This is a genomic window from uncultured Coprobacter sp., assembly GCF_947855755.1.
GTDB lineage: Bacteria > Bacteroidota > Bacteroidia > Bacteroidales > Coprobacteraceae > Coprobacter.
In genome coordinates, this window is the sequence record NZ_CANUAR010000005.1 from 16,479 (window position 1) to 35,805 (window position 19,327).

At 37.0% G+C, this 19,327-nt stretch carries 12 protein-coding genes; 2 read left to right on the forward strand and 10 right to left on the reverse strand.

Features of this window, described 5'->3' with window-relative positions; translation table 11 throughout:
* Window positions 1-32: 32 nt before the first annotated feature.
* The 4 genes from Q0093_RS04440 to Q0093_RS04455 all read right to left on the reverse strand — a co-directional run bounded on the left by Q0093_RS04440 (window position 33) and on the right by Q0093_RS04455 (window position 7,602).
* Window positions 33-1,172, reverse strand: a complete 1,140-nt coding sequence (locus Q0093_RS04440) for an OmpA family protein (RefSeq protein WP_297928580.1) — start codon at window positions 1,170-1,172, stop codon at window positions 33-35.
* A 783-nt stretch (window positions 1,173-1,955) separates the two neighbouring features.
* Window positions 1,956-3,323, reverse strand: a complete 1,368-nt coding sequence (locus tag Q0093_RS04445) for an efflux transporter outer membrane subunit (protein WP_297928581.1) — start codon at window positions 3,321-3,323, stop codon at window positions 1,956-1,958.
* A gap of 17 nt (window positions 3,324-3,340) precedes the next feature.
* A complete protein-coding gene (locus Q0093_RS04450; RefSeq protein ID WP_297928582.1) occupies window positions 3,341-6,487 on the reverse strand; it encodes an efflux RND transporter permease subunit in 3,147 nt (1,048 codons plus the stop codon).
* An 8-nt stretch (window positions 6,488-6,495) separates the two neighbouring features.
* Window positions 6,496-7,602: an efflux RND transporter periplasmic adaptor subunit gene (locus Q0093_RS04455; RefSeq protein WP_297928583.1), complete on the reverse strand. Its 1,107-nt coding sequence runs from the start codon at window positions 7,600-7,602 to the stop codon at window positions 6,496-6,498.
* 205 nt (window positions 7,603-7,807) lie between these two features.
* Here Q0093_RS04455 and Q0093_RS04460 point away from each other — a divergent pair, with 205 nt between their 5' ends.
* Window positions 7,808-8,881 carry a sensor histidine kinase gene (locus tag Q0093_RS04460; RefSeq protein WP_297928584.1) on the forward strand — a complete coding sequence of 358 codons (1,074 nt, stop codon included), beginning with the start codon at window positions 7,808-7,810 and terminating at the stop codon, window positions 8,879-8,881.
* On the forward strand, window positions 8,878-9,585 hold the full coding sequence (locus tag Q0093_RS04465; protein ID WP_297928585.1) for a LytTR family DNA-binding domain-containing protein: 708 nt from the start codon (window positions 8,878-8,880) through the stop codon (window positions 9,583-9,585). The genes Q0093_RS04460 and Q0093_RS04465 overlap by 4 nt, the downstream gene beginning before the upstream one ends.
* 156 nt (window positions 9,586-9,741) lie before the next feature.
* Here the strand turns inward: Q0093_RS04465 and Q0093_RS04470 are convergent, their stop codons facing one another.
* From Q0093_RS04470 to Q0093_RS04495, 6 genes are all read right to left on the reverse strand, one after another.
* Window positions 9,742-12,882 carry a hypothetical protein gene (locus Q0093_RS04470; protein ID WP_297928586.1) on the reverse strand — a complete coding sequence of 1,047 codons (3,141 nt, stop codon included), beginning with the start codon at window positions 12,880-12,882 and terminating at the stop codon, window positions 9,742-9,744.
* 29 nt (window positions 12,883-12,911) lie between these two features.
* On the reverse strand, window positions 12,912-14,354 hold the full coding sequence (locus Q0093_RS04475; protein WP_297928587.1) for a fimbrial protein: 1,443 nt from the start codon (window positions 14,352-14,354) through the stop codon (window positions 12,912-12,914).
* Window positions 14,355-14,367: 13 nt separating this feature from the next.
* Window positions 14,368-15,267 (reverse strand): FimB/Mfa2 family fimbrial subunit, encoded by a 900-nt coding sequence (locus Q0093_RS04480; RefSeq protein ID WP_297928588.1) that lies wholly within the window; start codon window positions 15,265-15,267, stop codon window positions 14,368-14,370.
* Window positions 15,268-15,520: 253 nt separating this feature from the next.
* Window positions 15,521-16,732: a fimbrial protein gene (locus Q0093_RS04485; protein WP_297928589.1), complete on the reverse strand. Its 1,212-nt coding sequence runs from the start codon at window positions 16,730-16,732 to the stop codon at window positions 15,521-15,523.
* A gap of 53 nt (window positions 16,733-16,785) precedes the next feature.
* A complete protein-coding gene (locus Q0093_RS04490; protein WP_297928590.1) occupies window positions 16,786-17,883 on the reverse strand; it encodes an OmpA family protein in 1,098 nt (365 codons plus the stop codon).
* Between the two features lie 31 nt (window positions 17,884-17,914).
* Entirely contained in the window at window positions 17,915-18,751 is an 837-nt protein-coding gene (locus tag Q0093_RS04495; protein ID WP_297928591.1) for a DUF3575 domain-containing protein, read from the reverse strand.
* Window positions 18,752-19,327: the final 576 nt, after the last annotated feature.

Genomic DNA, 19,327 nt, shown 5'->3' on the forward strand with positions numbered 1-19,327 from the left:
GTAACCGATGATTTCATTTTCAATGAAACCGATCAAGGCTCTACGATAGAACAGATACTTACCCGATTCCAATCCGGATCTGTAAACATATCTCCGATCCCTTGCCCTTCTGCCGTAATGCGACTTGCATTGATCTTATATTTTTTCATAAGAATGGTCTTTACTGCTTCAGCCCGAGCCTGAGCCAGTTTTTTATTGAATTCGAGATTTCCTTCAGGAGATGCATAACCTTTAATAATCACATTTGCGTCGGCATGCTTCTTCAAATAAACAGCTACTCGTTCCACATTAGGCAATTGTGAAGCGTCAACTGTCGATCTGCCCTGTCGGAAGGTAATGATAGATTCCGGAATACGGCTGGTTTCTACCACAGTCTCTACTTTTGCAGGACGATTGCGACAATCGGCCAACTCTTGTTGCAACATTCCGATTTTTTGATTTGCATTGTTTACGACATTGTTTTTCTCGTTTACTTGTGTACGAAGATTATTAATAGAGGCATTTAATTGATCGATCTCGGTCTGATTATAAGTTCTGACCTTCGTAAAATGATGCTTTCCATTACTTCCTTTAAAATGATAGGTTGCCCCAGCTGTCAATTCAAAAAATGCATTATTCGCATTAAACCGGCTTTTTGCTCTATTAAAATCACCCTCCATATCATATACAATAGCAGGTTTAATCCCTAAAGTCCAAGCTTTCGTTTCTCCGAAATTGAAATTCAGGTTCAACCCGAAACGGGTAGACCAAGAATTATCATCATCAGAACCGTTTACATAATAATGCATCCAACCGATACCGGCCACCGCTTCAATTTCGAATAGACGGGGAGTACCGGGATAGCCTCCGAACAGATTCATCAAATTAAATTTGTTCAACAAACTGACATCAGAAGCGTCGATAGCATTTTTACTATCCGTTGTATTTATGTACCCCATACCTTGAAACTCCATTCCAAAAACCGGAGTTAATTGTTTAGTCACTCCAAGTCCAAAAGTAGGGCGGGCATCTTTAAAAAAAGAACTGTGTGTCAAAGGGGTTACCATACCCGCTTTGAGCTCTATAGACCAATTATCTCCTATTTTAGTACCTTGGAGAACAGTTTGGTCAGTCTGAGCATTTGCTGCGAATGCGCTTATCACAAATGCTGATAAGATAATAGACTTTTTCATAATTAAAAATATTAATAGATAACTCGATAAAAATTATTATATCTTGGATTTTATTTTTTGACTTTTAAATAACCGAAGACGCACTTCACGCCAAATAGCAATCTTAATAGACTATCATTACGGTTCTCATATTTCCGCTCAACCGATAATTCATGATAAAAAAAATCCTTCCGTATTCATAATTCAATTTTTGTTATTTATAATTTAAGATGTTTTCTTTTTAGATAACATTATAGACGAAACCTTTGTTCGCTATTCGTGAATAAAAATAACGTCCTCCTTTTTTTCTCATTTCATAACATAAAATCTCATACACCCTAAAAAGCACATCTTATCTCAGATATAATAGTTACATTAGTCTTTATAATGGGAAATTAAAAACAGATAAAACAAGTGATTTTCTTGAAATTTAAATTAATCGGAATATAAAAAAGTACTCACAAATTTCATATTTGCATAATCTACCGAAAAGCGATTTATCGACCTAACAGCACAAAAAAGTGCATGCGGATTTTTAATCGCACATGCACTTTTTTCAGAAACTCTTTTTCAGAGAAACAGAATCTAAGAGCCTATCTAAATTTTCCAACAAAAAATATTATCAGGTCATTCTCGTGTTTTCTTCCGGTCTTTTTTCCCGTTTTCACTCGTCAGATAGCCCGCTACCCTCCTCGTAAAAACTGAAAAAACAACCTCGAAAGAAATTCTCAAACCTGACCCAAGTAAAATTTAGACAGGTTCTAAATCTGACTACAACTTCAACTTATTTTTATAATAAACCTATCAATCGATACCTCCTCCCAAAGCATGATAAAGATTAATTACGCCCTGTATCTCATCAAAACAATCCGATACTGCGTCCAACTCGGCCTGCAGCAAAGTTTGACGAGCGGTAAGGACTTCCAGATAATTTTGAGAACTGTAACGCATCAACAGTTCTGAACTACGAACTGCCGATTCTAAAGAGGTAATCTGCTGCTTATTCAGATTATGACGTTTACGTGCCGTTTGCCATTGTAACAAAGCATCATTTACCTCTGTACCTGCATCAAGTAAACTTTGCTTGAACGAAAGCAATGCTTCTTCTTGCTGAGCTTTAGCTACCTTTAAATTGGCAATATTCTGCCCCCGGTTAAAAAGAGGTTGTACCAATGAGCCTATGGCTGAAAATAGCCACTGTCCAGGATTAGAGATAACAGCTCCTGCGGCATTTGTCCATCCTGCAGAACCGCTCAATGTAATTGAAGGATAAAATGCCGAATGTGCTTGATTAGTAACATAAAACGCTGCAGCTAAAGCAGCCTCGCTTTGACGGACATCGGGACGACGGTGCAATAATTGCAAAGGAATACCTACCGAAAGTGTATCCGGGAATTTTTGTTGTTTCAAAGTCGAACGGGATATTGTTCCCGGAGTCGAACCTAACAACGCAGAAAGAGCATTCTCCGTCTCTGTAATCTGACGCTCTATCGAAAGCAATGAGGCATCCACAGAAAGTTTGCTCGCCTCAGTCTGAGCAACAGCCATATCAGTCGTTTGTCCGGCCTTTTTCAACGCTTTCATCACACGCAAGTTCTCACTCCAATTTTCAGCGGTACGCTTGCTGATTTCAAACTGCTCATCAAGCATCAACAATGTATAATAGCTATTGGCAATAGTAGCGACCAACTGAGTCTGTACAGCCTGACGGTAAGCCTCGCTCTGTTCTAATACAGCTTTTGCCTCTCTTTTGGCATTCGTCACACGACCGAAGATATCGATTTCCCAATCTGCAGAAACAGCCAAATTATAGCTTTTAGTGAGTTTTGACTTTTCCGCTTTATTCAATGTGCCTTGCGGCGATAACGATATTGAAGGTAAATAAGAAAGTCGAGAAGTCATAAGCAAAGCTTCTGCCTCCTTCACTTTCAATCGGGCAATGTTCAAATCGGTATTATTCTTTAATCCGGTATCGATAAGCTGTTGTAGCTGAGAATCTGTAAAAATTTCTCTCCACGAAAGAGCCGCTATCGAGACTGTATCCGTTTGTTCCTGAGTATGACGAAAAAGATTGTCTGTAACAGTTTTCATATCAGGTTGCTTATACGTCCGATATATCGAACATCCGCTCGTTCCTATGATCAAGGATATGCATATTATTATTTTTTTCATACGAATCTTCTTTTCAATTAGTTCTCCTCATCCAATTTCGATACTTTACGCTGAGGCATAATTTTCTCTTGCAGATATTGGAACACGATAAACAAAACCGGTACGATAAATAACAACGCTATAGTACCGATTAACATACCGCCTACCGTCCCGACACCGATAGAAATATTTCCGTTTGCTCCTACCCCCGAAGCAAACATTAACGGCAACATACCGAAGATCATCGTCAATGAGGTCATTAAAATAGGTCGCAAACGCACTTCTGCTGCAGACACCGCAGCTTGTGTAATGCTCATCCCTTGATGACGTCGTTCCGAAGCATATTCTGTCAACAAAATAGCTGTTTTTGCCAACAAGCCGATCAACATGATCAAACCTGTCTGCAAATAGATATTATTTTCCAAACCGAACATTTTGGCAAAAAGAAAACTTCCTGTCAATCCGAACGGTACTGATAGAATAACCGCCAAAGGAATAAACAGACTTTCGTAAAGAGCACACAGAATCAAATAAATAAATACTACACAAATAACAAATACCAATACAGTCGTATTTCCTGTTGAAGACTCTTCTCGTGACATTCCGCCAAACTCGAAACCATAACCGGCAGGTAATGTTTCTTCGGCAACTTCACGTACCGCCTGAATAGCTTGTCCGGAACTATAACCGGTAGCAGGCGCTCCATTGACGGATATAGCGGAAAAAAGATTAAAACGGGTTAAAGTCTCAGAGCCATACACCCGAGTCAACGTCAAATACTGGCTAATAGGGGACATCTCTCCATCCGAATTACGAACGAACATATTATTCAACGCTTCCGTATCTAACCGGAACTCAGGAGATGCCTGCACCATTACACGATAAAGTTTTGAAAAACGGTTCATATTCGAGGCATAATTACCTCCGATATATCCAGATAAAGTACTCAATACATCAGATGGCGATACTCCGTTGCGCTTACAGCGAGCAGCATCGACCTCTACCATATATTGAGGGAATTTGGTATCAAACGAGGTCGTTGCACGCCCGATTTCCGGTCGTGCATTCAATTTCTCAATCATTTGCTTCGTATATTTCAGCAAATCTTCTACAGAACCGCCTTTTTGATCTTGTACATAAATTTCAAAACCACTACTCACTCCATATCCCGGAATCATGGGTTGGGCAAAAGCCATAATCTGAGCCGAGGATATATCATCTGTACGTCGGTATATCTCATCAATAACGGCATTTATTTCATCCTCTTTTTCCTGACGCTCATCCCACTGTTTCAAACGGACAATAAACATACCGTTAGACGATCCTTGTCCGCTGATCATTCCGTTACCCGTCACTTTAGAAAACATTCGTATTTGCGGAATATCACTAATACGTCTATCCACTTCATCCATAATAATTTTCGTCTCCTCCAAAGTATTTCCCGGTGAAGTTCGCACATCAACAAATATAGTCCCCATATCCTCCTGCGGAACAAGTCCGGTTTTAGTCGTTTTCATCAAAATAAACAAGCCGCCAAAAGCCACCAGCAGTAAAACTAAAGCCAACCATTTCCGTTTCAGCATAAAGAAAACTCCTGTTTTATATTTCTGTACCAAACGATGAAAAGCACTGTCGAATGCAATATGAAAACGAGAGGAGAAACTCATTTTTTTCCCATCGGCTGCAACTTCGTGAGGAGTCATAATCAAAGCACAAAGAGCAGGACTTAACGTCAAGGCATTGACCAAAGAGATAGCTACGGCAACAGCCATTGTCAAACCGAATTGCGTGTAGAACGTACCGGTCGTTCCTCCCATAAAACTGACAGGAATAAAAACAGCCATAAAGACAAATGTCGTCGTTACCAATGCAGAAGTAATCCCTCCCATCGCATCGATTGTGGCACGATATGAAGACTTATACCCTTCATCGAATTTTGCCTGAACAGCTTCTACGACAACGATAGCATCATCCACCACTGTACCGATTACCAATACCAATGCAAACAAGGTCAACATATTCAAACTAAAACCTGCCACATATAAAAAAGCGAATGTACCCACTAAAGAAACAACTATCGAGATTGCCGGGATAAAAGTAGAACGCATGCTTTGCAAAAACACATACACCACCAAAATCACCAGTAAAATAGCTTCAACAAGCGTTTTTATTACATTTTGAATAGAAGCATCCAAAAAATCTTTAGAACTCATCAAGTCCACCAACTCCATACCTTTAGGCAAAGTTTTCGAAATTTCTGCTGCTACTTTGTCTATTTCTTCTATAATTTCATTGGCATTCGACCCAGATGTTTGTGCAATCATACAGTTAGATCCGGGATGTCCGTTTACTTCTCCTATATAGGTATAAGAGCTAGAACCCAATTCTATACGCGCCACGTCTTTTAAACGAAGGACTTCTCCGCTTTCTAAAGAACGGATTACCAAATTTTCATAATCTTTTTCCTCTTCATAACGCCCCCGGTATTTCAAGACATATTGGAATGTATTTTCAGATTCCGCACCAAGCGTTCCGGTAGGAGCCTCCAAATTCTGCTCGTCAAGTACGGTCGCAATATCCGACGGCATCAAGTTATATTTAGCCATTTTACCGGGATCAAGCCAAATACGCAAAGAATAATCCGCCCCCATTACATTAACCTCTCCCACTCCGGCAATACGAGAAAGACGCGGTTCGATATTAATCTTCAAATAATTATTCAGAAAGCTCTCATCAAACGAATTATCCGGACTATAAAGGGCTAACGCTTTGATATTACTTGTTTGACGTTTACGTACGGTAATACCGCTCTTCGTTACTTCCGCAGGTAATAATCCCTGTGCCGTTGCAATACGATTCTGGACATTGACTGTTGCCATATCGGGATCGGTACCTTGACGGAAATAGATAGTAATTCGTGCCGAACCGGTATTGGTTGCAGTAGAGGTCATATACATCATATTTTCCACTCCATTCAATGCCTCCTCAAGAGGAACAACGACACTCTTTTGCACAGTCTCGGCATTTGCTCCTGTATAAGTAGCAGAAACACTGACGGTAGGAGGTGCGATTTCAGGGAATTGCTCGATAGGTAGCTGCGAAAGTCCTATCAATCCAACAATCAAAATAACAACCGAAATAACAACCGATAGAATAGGCCGGTCAATAAATGTTCTAATTTTCATAATGTGGATTATTCATTAGTGGAAGTATGAGAATCGATTACCGTTCCTTCTCGCATAAGACCTGCACCTTCGGCAATAATAACATCACCGGGAGCGAGTCCCGACTCGACAATATATTCCGTACCGTTATTCAGACGGAACACTTCAATCGGAGCAGATTTCGCCTTACCGTCAACTACTTTATAGACAAAAACGCGATTTTGCAATTCATAAGTGGCAGTTTGAGGAATAACGATTACGCTGTCTCGATGAGTAGGAACGATCACCTTTCCGCTACCACCATTACGCAACAATTTATCCGGATTTTTAAATGAAGCACGAAGACTTACTGCACCCGTCCCGCTATCAACGGTTCCGCTAATAGCATCAATTTTACCGGAATATTGATAAACTTTACCATTACTGAGCATCAATTCTACTTCAGGCATTTGCTCCATTGTTTTCTGTAATGAACCATATTGTTGCACAAGATTTAGAATTTGATTCTCATCCATCGAGAAATAAGCAAAGACCTCGTTATCGTCAGAAACCGTGACTAACGGTTCTGAAATATTACTATCGACAAGAGCTCCTACACGATAGGGAATCATACTGGCTACTCCATCTACCGGACTTTTTACTTCTGTATAAGAAAGATTATTACGGGCATTTATCTCCTCAGCACGAGCCAAAGCAAGAGCAGCTTGAGCTTCGGCAAAAGCATTACGGGCTGTTTGCAAATCGAATTCAGAAACCACATTTTCCCGAAACAGTTCTTCCTTACTTTCAGCAGTAAGTTTTGCTGTCGCAAGCTTAGATTCGGCACTTTTTACATTGGCCATAGCTGTCTCAAGTGCAGCCTTATAAGGAATTTGATCAATAACAAAAAGAACTTGTCCCTTATGCACGACATCTCCTTCATTCATACAAATTCTCGTGATTATACCGCTTACCTGCGGACGTATCTCTACATATTGCCGCCCTCGAAGCGTAGCTGTATAATCGCTCTTAAGCGTTTGATTACTGAATCCGACATTCAAAGTTTTATACTTAGCAGATGTTTGTTCCTGAGGCTGAGATCCGCACGAATAGAGCAGTATAAGCCCCGATAAAATAGGAATAATGAGGTATTTCATTGGGTATAGTTGATTAATTATTACATTACATAATGAGATACAAAACAAGTAGTGACAAAAATAAAAGGATTTTGCTACATATTATAAAAGTGTTGATTAACGACAGAAATGTGTTGATTAACGACAACAAGCAATTTTTGAGGTATAGTATCTAATATTTATCTTTGTGATAAAGATTTGATATTTTACGAATATAAATACCCTGATGTTATTAAAAAATCTCAAAGGTAAAGGTAAAGGCAAGGAGACTGCATATTATACATTTATACGGTATCCTCAAATAATACACTATGTCGATCTACTTTTCTGCTTGGTTATCTTGCCACTGATTATCTTATTAGTTCCGGTTGACAAATGGATCAAAACCCAGCCTGTTTTTGTCGGAACTTTGGTTTTATATTTATACTTACTTTATTTTACTTACAGAAAAGCAAATATTCCCTCGCTCTTTTTAAAAAGAAAATATTTACATATCATTATCTTGATCATCATATTGACACTGATTACAGAGCTATTAACGCATTTTCCCATATCCGATAAATTCGGGTCTAAATTACCCATAGATTTTCGCCGTCACTTACACTCCCAAACCATATGGTTTTTCTTTTTGATCGTATCGGGATTTAGTTTAGCCATTGAAGTAACCTTCGAACTATTCCGTCAAATGTTACAAAAACAAGAAATCGAAGCAGAAAAAAACAAAGCCGAGTTAGCGATGTATAAGGCACAGATAAATCCGCATTTTTTATTTAATACCCTCAATACGCTTTATGGTTTGGTCATCACTAAATCAGATCTGACAGAATCTGCATTTGTAAAATTTTCGAATATTCTTAAATACATGTACGATAATACTTCGGTAGAAAAAATAGACATAAATAACGAAATCGAATATATCCGACAATATGTGGAATTACAGAAACTCAGATTAAATCACCACACAAAAGTCATTTTTGAAAGCCGTACAGACGAAGAACACGTTCTTATCCCTCCTATGATACTGATTACATTTGTCGAAAATGCTTTTAAATACGGGACGTCTTCTTCCGAAGATTGCACTATACTTATACGAATCATAGTTGAAGACGGTGTTCTGCTTTTCAAGACTCGTAACTCTATCATGAAAGAAAAAAAAGAAGGTGAATCATCTATCGGCATCGAAAATTGCAGAAAACGTCTGCAATTGCTCTATCCCGGACTTTTTACTCTTATTACCGAAAAAGATAATAATAAACAGGAGTTCTTGACTAAATTAACGATACAATTGTCTCGAACATGAAACGAATCAACTGCATAGCTATCGATGACGAGCCGATCGCACTACTGGTAATCAAACAATTTTGCGAAAGGAAAGGTAACATTGAGTTAAAAACTTTCTGTGAGCCTCGTATAGGATTAGAAGAAATAAAAAAAGATAAACCCGATATAGTATTTCTCGATATAGAGATGAACAGTATTAACGGATTGGAAATTGCAAAAAAGCTGCCACACAACTGTTGTTTGATATTTACTACAGCTCATGCACAATACGCCCTTGACGGCTTTAATCTTGATGCAGTAGATTTTCTGCATAAACCTATAGCTTATGACCGTTTCGACAGGGCAATTGAAAAAGCCATACGGAATATTTCGGTATGGAACAATAAGAACGATCAAGAGACAATCGTTGTCAAGCAGGAATATAACAACATAAACATATTGTTATCCGATATTTTCTATATCGAGGCTTTAGAGAATTATTGTAAAATATACAGAATAAACGGTAATAGCGTAATATCACGGCTCAATATTAAAACTATTCATAAAATGTTACCACAAAACACTTTTTTAAGAGTACACCGTTCATTCCTCATACCCACAAACCGCATACAAAAATTTTCTAAACAAGAAATATGGCTAAAAGGATTATCAAGGCCTATACCGGTAGGAAGGCGTTATGCAAAAGAAATATATGATTTTTTGACTGATAACAGACAGCAGTAACAAATATCGACTATCAAAAGCTATATATATTTAAATCAGAGTAATACGCAATTAAACTCTATCCCAATAATATAAATAGATGAAACTTATCGAGACTATATCAATATTGTCTCGGATAAGTTTCATCTATTTAATTATCGAGCATTATAATTAACATCACTTAAGTGCATCCGTGAAATGATCTCCATACTGAGCCGTATTATAAATTATCGCCCATAGAGTAGCCCACAATACTCCGCGACCATAATACTCATTATCCGTAACAGTCGCCAAAGCATTATAAGCCGGAGTCCATATACTGGTATGCTGAGTGTCTCCAATAAATATCACTCTTTTTCGCAGATCGATTGATAAAGAGCAACCATTACCTGCAACTTCCAATACATTGGTTACTCCAACCGGGACATCAAAAGTTCCGCTTATTCCATCCCTATAAAACAATGCGTTAAAATTAATTTGCCGAGAGGGATTGTAATTACTGAACGGCCCATTCTTAACTATATAATCCCATACCGGATCATTGGTATGAGCTGTCACCCAAGTCGCATTCGATCCGCTATTCCCTCTGTATTTATAACCCCAAGAAGCAAATTTTGCAAATAATGCTTGATTTTCTGAATTACTATTATCAAGAGAAATCACAGCAAATCTGTTTTTATTAGGACTATTCTCTAACCAAGTAACCAAATTATCATAGTAATTAGAAACTGAAGTCGCATATCTTCCTGAGAAAAGGACATTGACATTATCAGGAATATTAGCACCTACTCCGGCACTGTTACTTTCGTTATTTGGCAAAGTAGGCGTTATCGGTGTATAAACTATTCCCTGAGGACCAAAGAATGTCGGATAATTACCATAATCTCGGAACATACTCAAAATTCCATTTCCTAATGCACCGTATCCTCCATAAAGATTGGCAACATTAATCGCTATAGGTTTAAGCACTGTCCTAACAACTGCAAGACGAGTCGAAACATCCGTCCCTACCAAAGTCAATTTCACATGATAAGTTATATCACGGTTTGCATCTTTATATAAAGTTTTAGGCAATTGAATCTTAAATTTAGTTCCTATTGCATATTCAGTTCCCCACGGCATTTCCGTACCATTTTCTCCAAGCATTTTTACGACATAAGTATGAGCCAATGCCGGTTCTGGTTGTTCCAGTTCTGCAATCCACTTCATATTCTTACCGCTTTGCAAATTTACGAACTGTGTTTCATCCTGATTTTCAGATACGTATAATGTATTACCTACAATACCCGTATTTAAAGTCATCGGTTTTTGAGTGATTGTAATCACTTGAGATTTTACATTAGGATCGGCTACTAACTCTAAATGCAATCTGGCATTCAAAGTATTATTACTTGCATTCTCCTTTGCCGTTACGGTTATGCGGTTAAGTTTTAAATTCGCATCATCATGAACATCTTTTATTTCAAATGCACCAGTATTATCACCTTCAAGAACATATCGCCACTGGTTCACAGAAGTTCCATCGGTATTCAATCCCGGATTGACAAGAAAAGTATTAGTATTATTCCCTGTAATTGTCAATTCTCCATCATATTCAAAATCAATAGAAGATACAGACGGAGTCAATTCAAATCCGGGTTCTCCATTTTGAATCAACAACATTGTACTCTGTACCGAAGGATCTTCCTTCAGACTGACTACCAAAAAACCGTAACGAGGAGCGGTCGCTGTGTTAGCTGTGTGAGTATAGATCGGAATAATGTTATTAAAAGCTTTATCACTATCATAATCGGTTACGGCAGAAGTACCGGTTTGCACGAAAGAAAAGAATGCTCCTGCACCCGGAGGATAAATAGTAGCATTCCAGTCTCCCGAACCCTCTACGGCGATAGAAGGTGCTGCGACACCAGCGCCATTTGCAAAATTAGGTATACTTTTAGGATTCAACTTCAAATAAAGATCTCCTCCTTCTAACTGAACGATATCGATAGTTGCCTTCAAATTGCCAAACGTAAGTTCGACAATACCATTACGTTCATCTTTTACATCATTCAACATTGTTGCTGTGACTGTCAATGTCTTACCGTTCAAACTAACAGATATACCGTCATCAAGCACTTTTTTACTAAGAGACAATGTTCCCTCTCCAAAAGTGAATATCCCCAAATTGTAACTGCCTCCATTAGGAGTAAACATTACTTTTTTTGTTGGTATAGCCAAAATATTGTCTCCGTCAAACTGTACAGTACCATGACTGTCCATATCCCAATAATTAATAGAATAACTTAACGATGCTGTCTCCCCTTTATAAGCTTCCAGTTCTGTAGTATAACCTTCTTTTTTAACTGAATTTATAGTCAATTTATATACATTGTTACGTTTGAGCGACTGTCCTGATTCAAGCGGGTGCACATTGGCTCGATGATATGAAATCGTACCGGAGCTATTATTTCTTACACCAATAATCAAGCAGGTCGTAACCTCATCGTTTTGCTTAGGAGATGCTACATAATTCTCAAAAGCATACAATTTTCCGACAATATTACCATCAACTTTATTCTCCACACCATAAAGTCTTGTAATACGTTTCGCTTTTTTATCGAAAGAATTCGGTTCTCCATTCCAGACAAAAAGAGACGGATATGCATTCCAGACCGACACTGACTCAAGGGTATATCCAGCAGCCGAATTATAAACGTCAAAACGGGAAACAGCACGCTGCAATACTATGCTGATTTTTGTATCCTGAGACTCTTTTCTTAATGAAGTGCTCATCAATAATGCCTCGCTTTCTAACGGTTTAGTCGTATATTCCGGTGCGTTTTCATCCGTACCTGTCAGAAATACCTGAACATCGGCTTTTGCTTCTTTAAAATTTTTACTTTTAATCGCAGCTTTCCACTCATCCAAAGTCTGAGAACTATCTGCAGATAAATAGTTATCGCCAATATTGGCTACTACCAAAATATCATAAGCATCTGTCATATTTAGTCCAATATCAGAAAAATCAAATGCCATATCAGTATTCATCACCAACGGATTCTCCGATGTGGCAGACAACTCTTTCCAACCTTTAAAAATCCCCGTACCATTATTATTCGATTCAAAAAAGATCAAATCGATCGTCTTTACATTTTCCTCACCTTCCTCAGGAGCTATTGCCGCTCGTGTTGCCAATCCACTGGTAGGATCTTGAACACTGAAATTTATAATCAATTTACCGTTCTTTCCTGAAGAAAACCGATCTTCATCATCTATTCTACAAGACGTAAAAACAGCCGTTGTCAAAAGGAAAACATACCACAATATTTTTTTCATACTATAATTTTTATCGTTATACATATCAATTATTCTCCTAAATCAACGTTAATATCTCCATCCAATTCCCAGTCATTTACACCTTTATTATAACGTAAGATCTGTATTTCTAACCTGATTCTTCCAGAAAGTAACACAAGAGTATCAGAATTAGCAGCAGCCATTGTTGGATCAAATTCTCCTAATGCCGTTATTCTAAGACTCTTTGGATATCCGTCTTCATCATCAATCAATTCGATTTTAAAACGATTATTCTGAATACCGTTCGTCAACACATGAACAGGCCCATTCACATCGGTTTTAAACGACAAGTCTATAACTTTAGAGAGAATATTACTTTCCACTCCGACAACAACAGAAGAATTCAGATCACGGTATAACGTAACCTCACGACTTTCTGTCCACAAATAGTAATTTCCGCTCGATCCCATTTGTCCTGCAGCCATACTCCACTCGACCACATTGACATTCAAATGAATAGAAGGCTGTTCGGCAGCAGTTTCCTTATCGGTATATCCAGGACCGCTAACCGAATTAATATTGAATACATATTTTCTATTTCGTACGATTTCAACAAGTTTATCCGTTTCAGAACTCTCAAAATCTATAGGATAATAATATTTCGTACCCTTATATTGAGCCCCAATCACCAAACGAGTATGTTTTTGATTTCCAAATTCGTTTTCAGTATCATTATCATATAAATAAAGTTTATTTGCAATAGATCGGTTAATCTCATCATAGTTATTTGATTCTAAAGTCAAAATAGTTTTCATATCTATAGGAGAATCGGCCGTTTGAACCTGATTGTTTATGATATTATCCGAACTATTACCTAAAAAACCTCTATCCGGAACATGATATAAAGTAGCATCATTTAGCTTAAAATCATCAATATTGGCAGACACATAAATATCTACTGAAGCTACCGAACGAATAAGACTAAGTAATGGCCAATAATTAATCACTCCATCTTTTACTTCCTGTCCCTTCAAAATTCCCCACATAGGTAAACTCGTAAAAGACGTACCATTCTGTAAGAGCCTTTGAGGAGCTATATCGACCAACTCTTTTCGGAATACTTCCCAATCGGCAACCCCTTTATATCGGATAACAGCAGCCTCATCAGGAAGCAACTTCTCAATAAACGAACGACAATTAGCAAAAAAATAGGCATCATAACCTTCTCCCACCGGAAGAGTAGTTCGTAACTTTCCATTTATTTTAAAAGTAGTTCGCCAGCAAAGAAATTTTCCATTAGAATCAAAAAGCAATACATCAAGGTCATCGATAATACTTTCATCCGGAACAGACAGTTCAACACTACGGGTTGTAAAATCCGTCAAAATAGATATTTCAACTTCAGACTCTCCAGAAGAATAAGCAACTGACGATTCATCATCAAGTTTATTTTGACAAGAGTAGAATCCTACTAATACAAAAACAATCTGTAATATAGATAAATTTTTCATACTATTATTATTTTTAAAGCATGACCAAAGCTTTACGAATCTGCCATGAATCGACCGTAATAATTGCCTCCTGCTTCGTAGGTCTGATCACAATATCTATTTGAGAACCTTCTCGTGCCTTAGCTTCTGTATCTACTCTCAATCGGGCTATTCCATCCTCAAAAAGCGTGACCACAATGTTATCTTCCTCACCACTCTCCGAATCTATAGAAGCCGGTAATACCTTATTCTCGGAAACATATTCATCACGACTCTCGATATAAGAAAATTTATCTTCTATCACAATCCCGTCACCAGATTGTTGGTTTTCAGAAACATGGTATGAATCTGACGATCCCCAAATATTCACTCTGAGTTCTCCAGGATACTGAATCTTAAAACTGTTTCCCTCTTCTATTGTGACAGTAATATTGCATAACAGTTTCTTAACCTCAACATTTACATTTTTTTCTTCCAAAGGATTTGAATCAAAAATAAGATTCTTCCAAAAAAGGTCTTGTGCAGAACCATTATACATCTGCGATTGCCGCATTGTTTTTTTACTCATTGCAAATCTTATCTGTGAATAATTTTCTTCATTAAGAAACATAAGCGGTTCTTTATCAATATCTTTATCTCCCGATAAAGTCCATGCCACAAGATATGTAGTTCCTGTATATTGCAACTCAAAAGAATAAGGTTGCCCTCCTTTTATATCATTATAAGGAATATGCCTCATTTCTATCTTATTACCTTCACTATTATACAAATACAATTCTATATCACTGGCTACCGATAGATCAAAATTGTCAGTATTACCCTCATACGTGAAGACCAAATTCAGAGATCCTCTATCACAGCCGTAGTGCGGACCTTCGTAAGTACACCCCATGCAAGATATTATTATCAACAATATCAGAATTACTTTCTTCACGATATAACAATTTACTATTAATTATTTACCGTTATTCCTAAGAGTCTGTTTAAGTTTTCCACGGGACTTTTTGAAAACTGTTTCCAAGTACATTTTTTGTTCCGATAAGGAGCGTAGCAGGCTACATAACATACAGGAACAAAAAACAACTCCCCAGAAGACTCATAAAAGTCAGAGACAGGAAAATTTAAACAAATTCTAAAGCTGAAATAACATTCTCCTCAGGAATAACGGTAATAGTCGTTCATCTCGATTATAAATCAACATTTTGGGTTCTCACATCCCATTTTGCGACTTCAATATTGATAGAGATAGAACTTTCCTCTGGACTAACCACAGGCCCTTCTTCTTCAGCATCTTTCGGAGTAGCCCAACCTACGGTTTTAATATCTTTCATCGTCACACGATAAATACTGTTACGATAAATCTTCCATGCATCATCTTTCAATAAATTAACTCTCCAATAACGGGTGACTCCACTCACTCCTGTACCGGAAAATGTTCCCTGAATAATAAAAGCTACGACCTCATCCTTATCAAATACCGTTGCAGCCGATCCATTACCTCCTTGCAAAATCGTCGGTACATTTTCATATACATAAACCGGCTTTTCATAGGTAACCGGCAAAAAACCGTTCGTCGTTTCGTCTGTATCATCATTTTTTGTAGAGTATACAGTTTCAACAGTTTCTCCATTTATAGAAAATGTCGTTTTGAAATTAGATGCAGTTTCAAAACGTACCCAATTTTCAAGATCATTATATTCGAAAGCTCGCGATTGGTTTATCCCATTGATAACCATATAGCCATCAAAAGTCCATTTTAAATCTTCAGGAACTGTTCCACTTGTCCCGAGTCCCAATATTTCGAGCAAATCAGCTTTAGGTGCTGTAATCTGACTTGACGGATCTACTTTAGGTGCTTCAATCTTACTTAATAAACGACGAACGGTAAGGTTTAGAGTATTTGTTTCTCCTTCCACAACATTAATCGTCCCTTCTGCTGCCATAGCAAATCCCGTTGATGTACTTATATCTGCACGGGAATTAGAACCATCTAGTACCAAATCTTTATAAAGACTACTTTTTTTAAAATCAGCCAACAGAGAAGGAGCAGGAGAAGGTTCACCCAAATTCTGATTAACAGCAGTAAGAATCGTCAAATTTCCTGCGTCGACAAGAAATGTATACTGGTTATTCGAAGCCAAGGCCTCTGGTTTAAAATATTTTTGATAAGAACCGTCAGCATTAAAAACAAAAAACTCCAACGATTTAATAGCATTCTCATCGGTCGATCCGGAAACTTCTCCACTCAATGCACGAGTATCAGCGTTTCCTTTAATATTTACAGTAATCGTCGCTTTCTTACCTTGAACAGCAGGTTCGGACAAACCATTGTCTGAGTCATTACATGACAATAATACAAATGCAGCCATAGAAACTGCTAATAAATTTTTAATTTTCATAATCCTAAAATTTAGTTATTAAGTTGTTTTACAAACTATTATAAAAGCCTTTATCATTTTTCCCCATCTACATTCTTGTAGAATATCCTAATGCAAGTACTCGAGCGCAATTGAGGGAAAAAGTTCTTCAACATATATCGATAAGGAATTCCATCTCTTAAATGTATAAGCTTGTCATTCCGAACCTGCTCCTCTCCAATGACAGAAGGAGCAATAATCTTGAGAATTTCTTCTTTTTCTACCATATCAGACTCATTCACCAACTGATACAAGCCCTGCCAATCTATTCCTCCATTGATTATTTCAAACGATTTTACAGGCATATCCGTTTCCTGTACTAAATAATCCCTTAAAGCAATAGCTCGCTTTTCTGCAAAATCCAAATTCAAACGATATTTTCCTTCAGGAGAAGCATAACCGATAATCAAAATATCCGTAATCCGACTATCTGAAGATCTATTAATTTCATTAATAACACTGACCAACAAGTCTATTTTTTTACTATTATTTTGGTAATCAGATGATAACACTGAAGATCCCGGACAAAATAAAACAGAAACAGCACCTTCTCTATTTGTTTTATCAAAATCAATTCTCTGAGAAACCGGAATAAGAAAGGTATAATCCTGAGCCAATTTCTCAGCAGTACTTAAAACAGGTTCAACGGCTTTTATAATTTCAACAATTTTTATATCAGGATCTTGCAAGACTTTTCCTTTTACATAAACAGTTTCTTGTACAAATCGTTTAGCACACAATTTAGTTACAGTATTAAAAGCCAGTGTACTCCCTTTCATCCAATCTGCATATTTTATAGCGGCTTTATATGAAAATAATCCACTATCATCTGCTATTTTCATATTTATCTGATAATCAACACTTCGGATAAATGTCATTTTTTCTTTCCTTCCAACTATCGCAAATGGAGAAAAAGTAGTTTGATGAATGCTGTCAAATATGACGGGAGTTACTATAATTCTCTCCTTCTTTTTTAACATAGTCAAATCAGGAATACAATCAAAACAAAGTCTTATACTATCACCAATATTCTGTATCTGAATGTTAGAGATAGATAACCGACCTCCTCTGTTTTTTTCTCCCGCTATTATCTCACCATAAACAAATGTCAGCAATGAAAAAAACAAGAACATAATTATATTTTTTGATACTCTCATTATTCTTTTATTTAATATTATAAATCAATGAAATACCAACTTTTGTTAACCCAAAGTATGTCTTAGTAAAATGCTCTGATTTGGTACAACACCAGATCCGATTATTCGACTTATCAAAACCAAGCTGTACTACCCCAATACCGAGAAATCCTTCAATCGCCCATTTTTTAGACAAGAACCAACTATATCCATAAGTAAATCCACCACCAACTCCCCAACCTTCATATCGATATCCTTTATCAAAAATGTGGAAAAATTTATGCCCACCAATATTATATTTAGTCACAACAGCATGAATACCAATAAAATGTCCACCTGTCGGTTCGCAAAACCAATACCTCAACTCCGGTTGTGCCATCCAGTGTACAATCTTATCATTATCCCCCTTTTTACCCTTACGATTCCAAGGATTATAACTTCCCGTTATATTTAAACTCAACTGTGTTCCCCAACTAATTTCCAACCCCAGATTTGGAGTTAATGTTGCAGCATACAGAAGATTCGTTTTAAGATTCCAATGTAAATTTCGGGATCTCATTTTTTCCCATGAAGTCTCCGCATAAATATTGATTACCGCACTATCAGACAAAAGAGCCGTATTATCGATAACCGTATCGGTAACAAATATTATATCGGATAATATAGTATCTCTCTCTCTTTCGACTGAGTAATTATCATATTCCGAATAAACCCCAGAAAGCCTCATCTCCTCAGGTTCTATATTGATCGAAATCGGAAAATTCTCTTGTGCTCGTCCTGAAGAAAGAACAGACATTATACCGATAAGAACACATAGAATCCTATTCATCAACTGCCTTAATTCTTCTTTAATTGTACACTGCATTATTACAGTCAAACTTTAATTGGTTAATTAATCACGATCAAGATTATATTTAGAAAAATAAAGTTCTCTAAATGTAAATCCTGATACTTTCGTCAAGAATAAATATCGTCATTAACTTTGAAGGAAATATTAACAAATAGATTAACATTCCTATTCATTTTTATTCAATTCTAACGATATTTTTAATTGCATTATAATCCCTTATAACTTATTATTAAGCGATGTGATTATCTAACACTTACAAACGCCGATTTGTTCTTAAGAAAATAAATCTTACCGTAATAATTCCCGAGAAAAAATAAAATAGGACTTCAAGAGCCTGCCTAAGCATATATAATAAATTTATTAAGCGAAAATAAAATATATGGAGGGCTGTCTAAGATAATACTTAAACAGCCCTCCATATGCTTATTATAAAAATTCTTACTTTTCTATAACCCTAACCGTTCATCCATAATAATTTCACCTTTATTTTCTAACCTTTTCTTTAAACATTAGAAAAATTACAGATAATCGATCACGCCCCCATATAATATATCTTATCAACATAAGATTTCTATCGAATCTTAAAAAAAC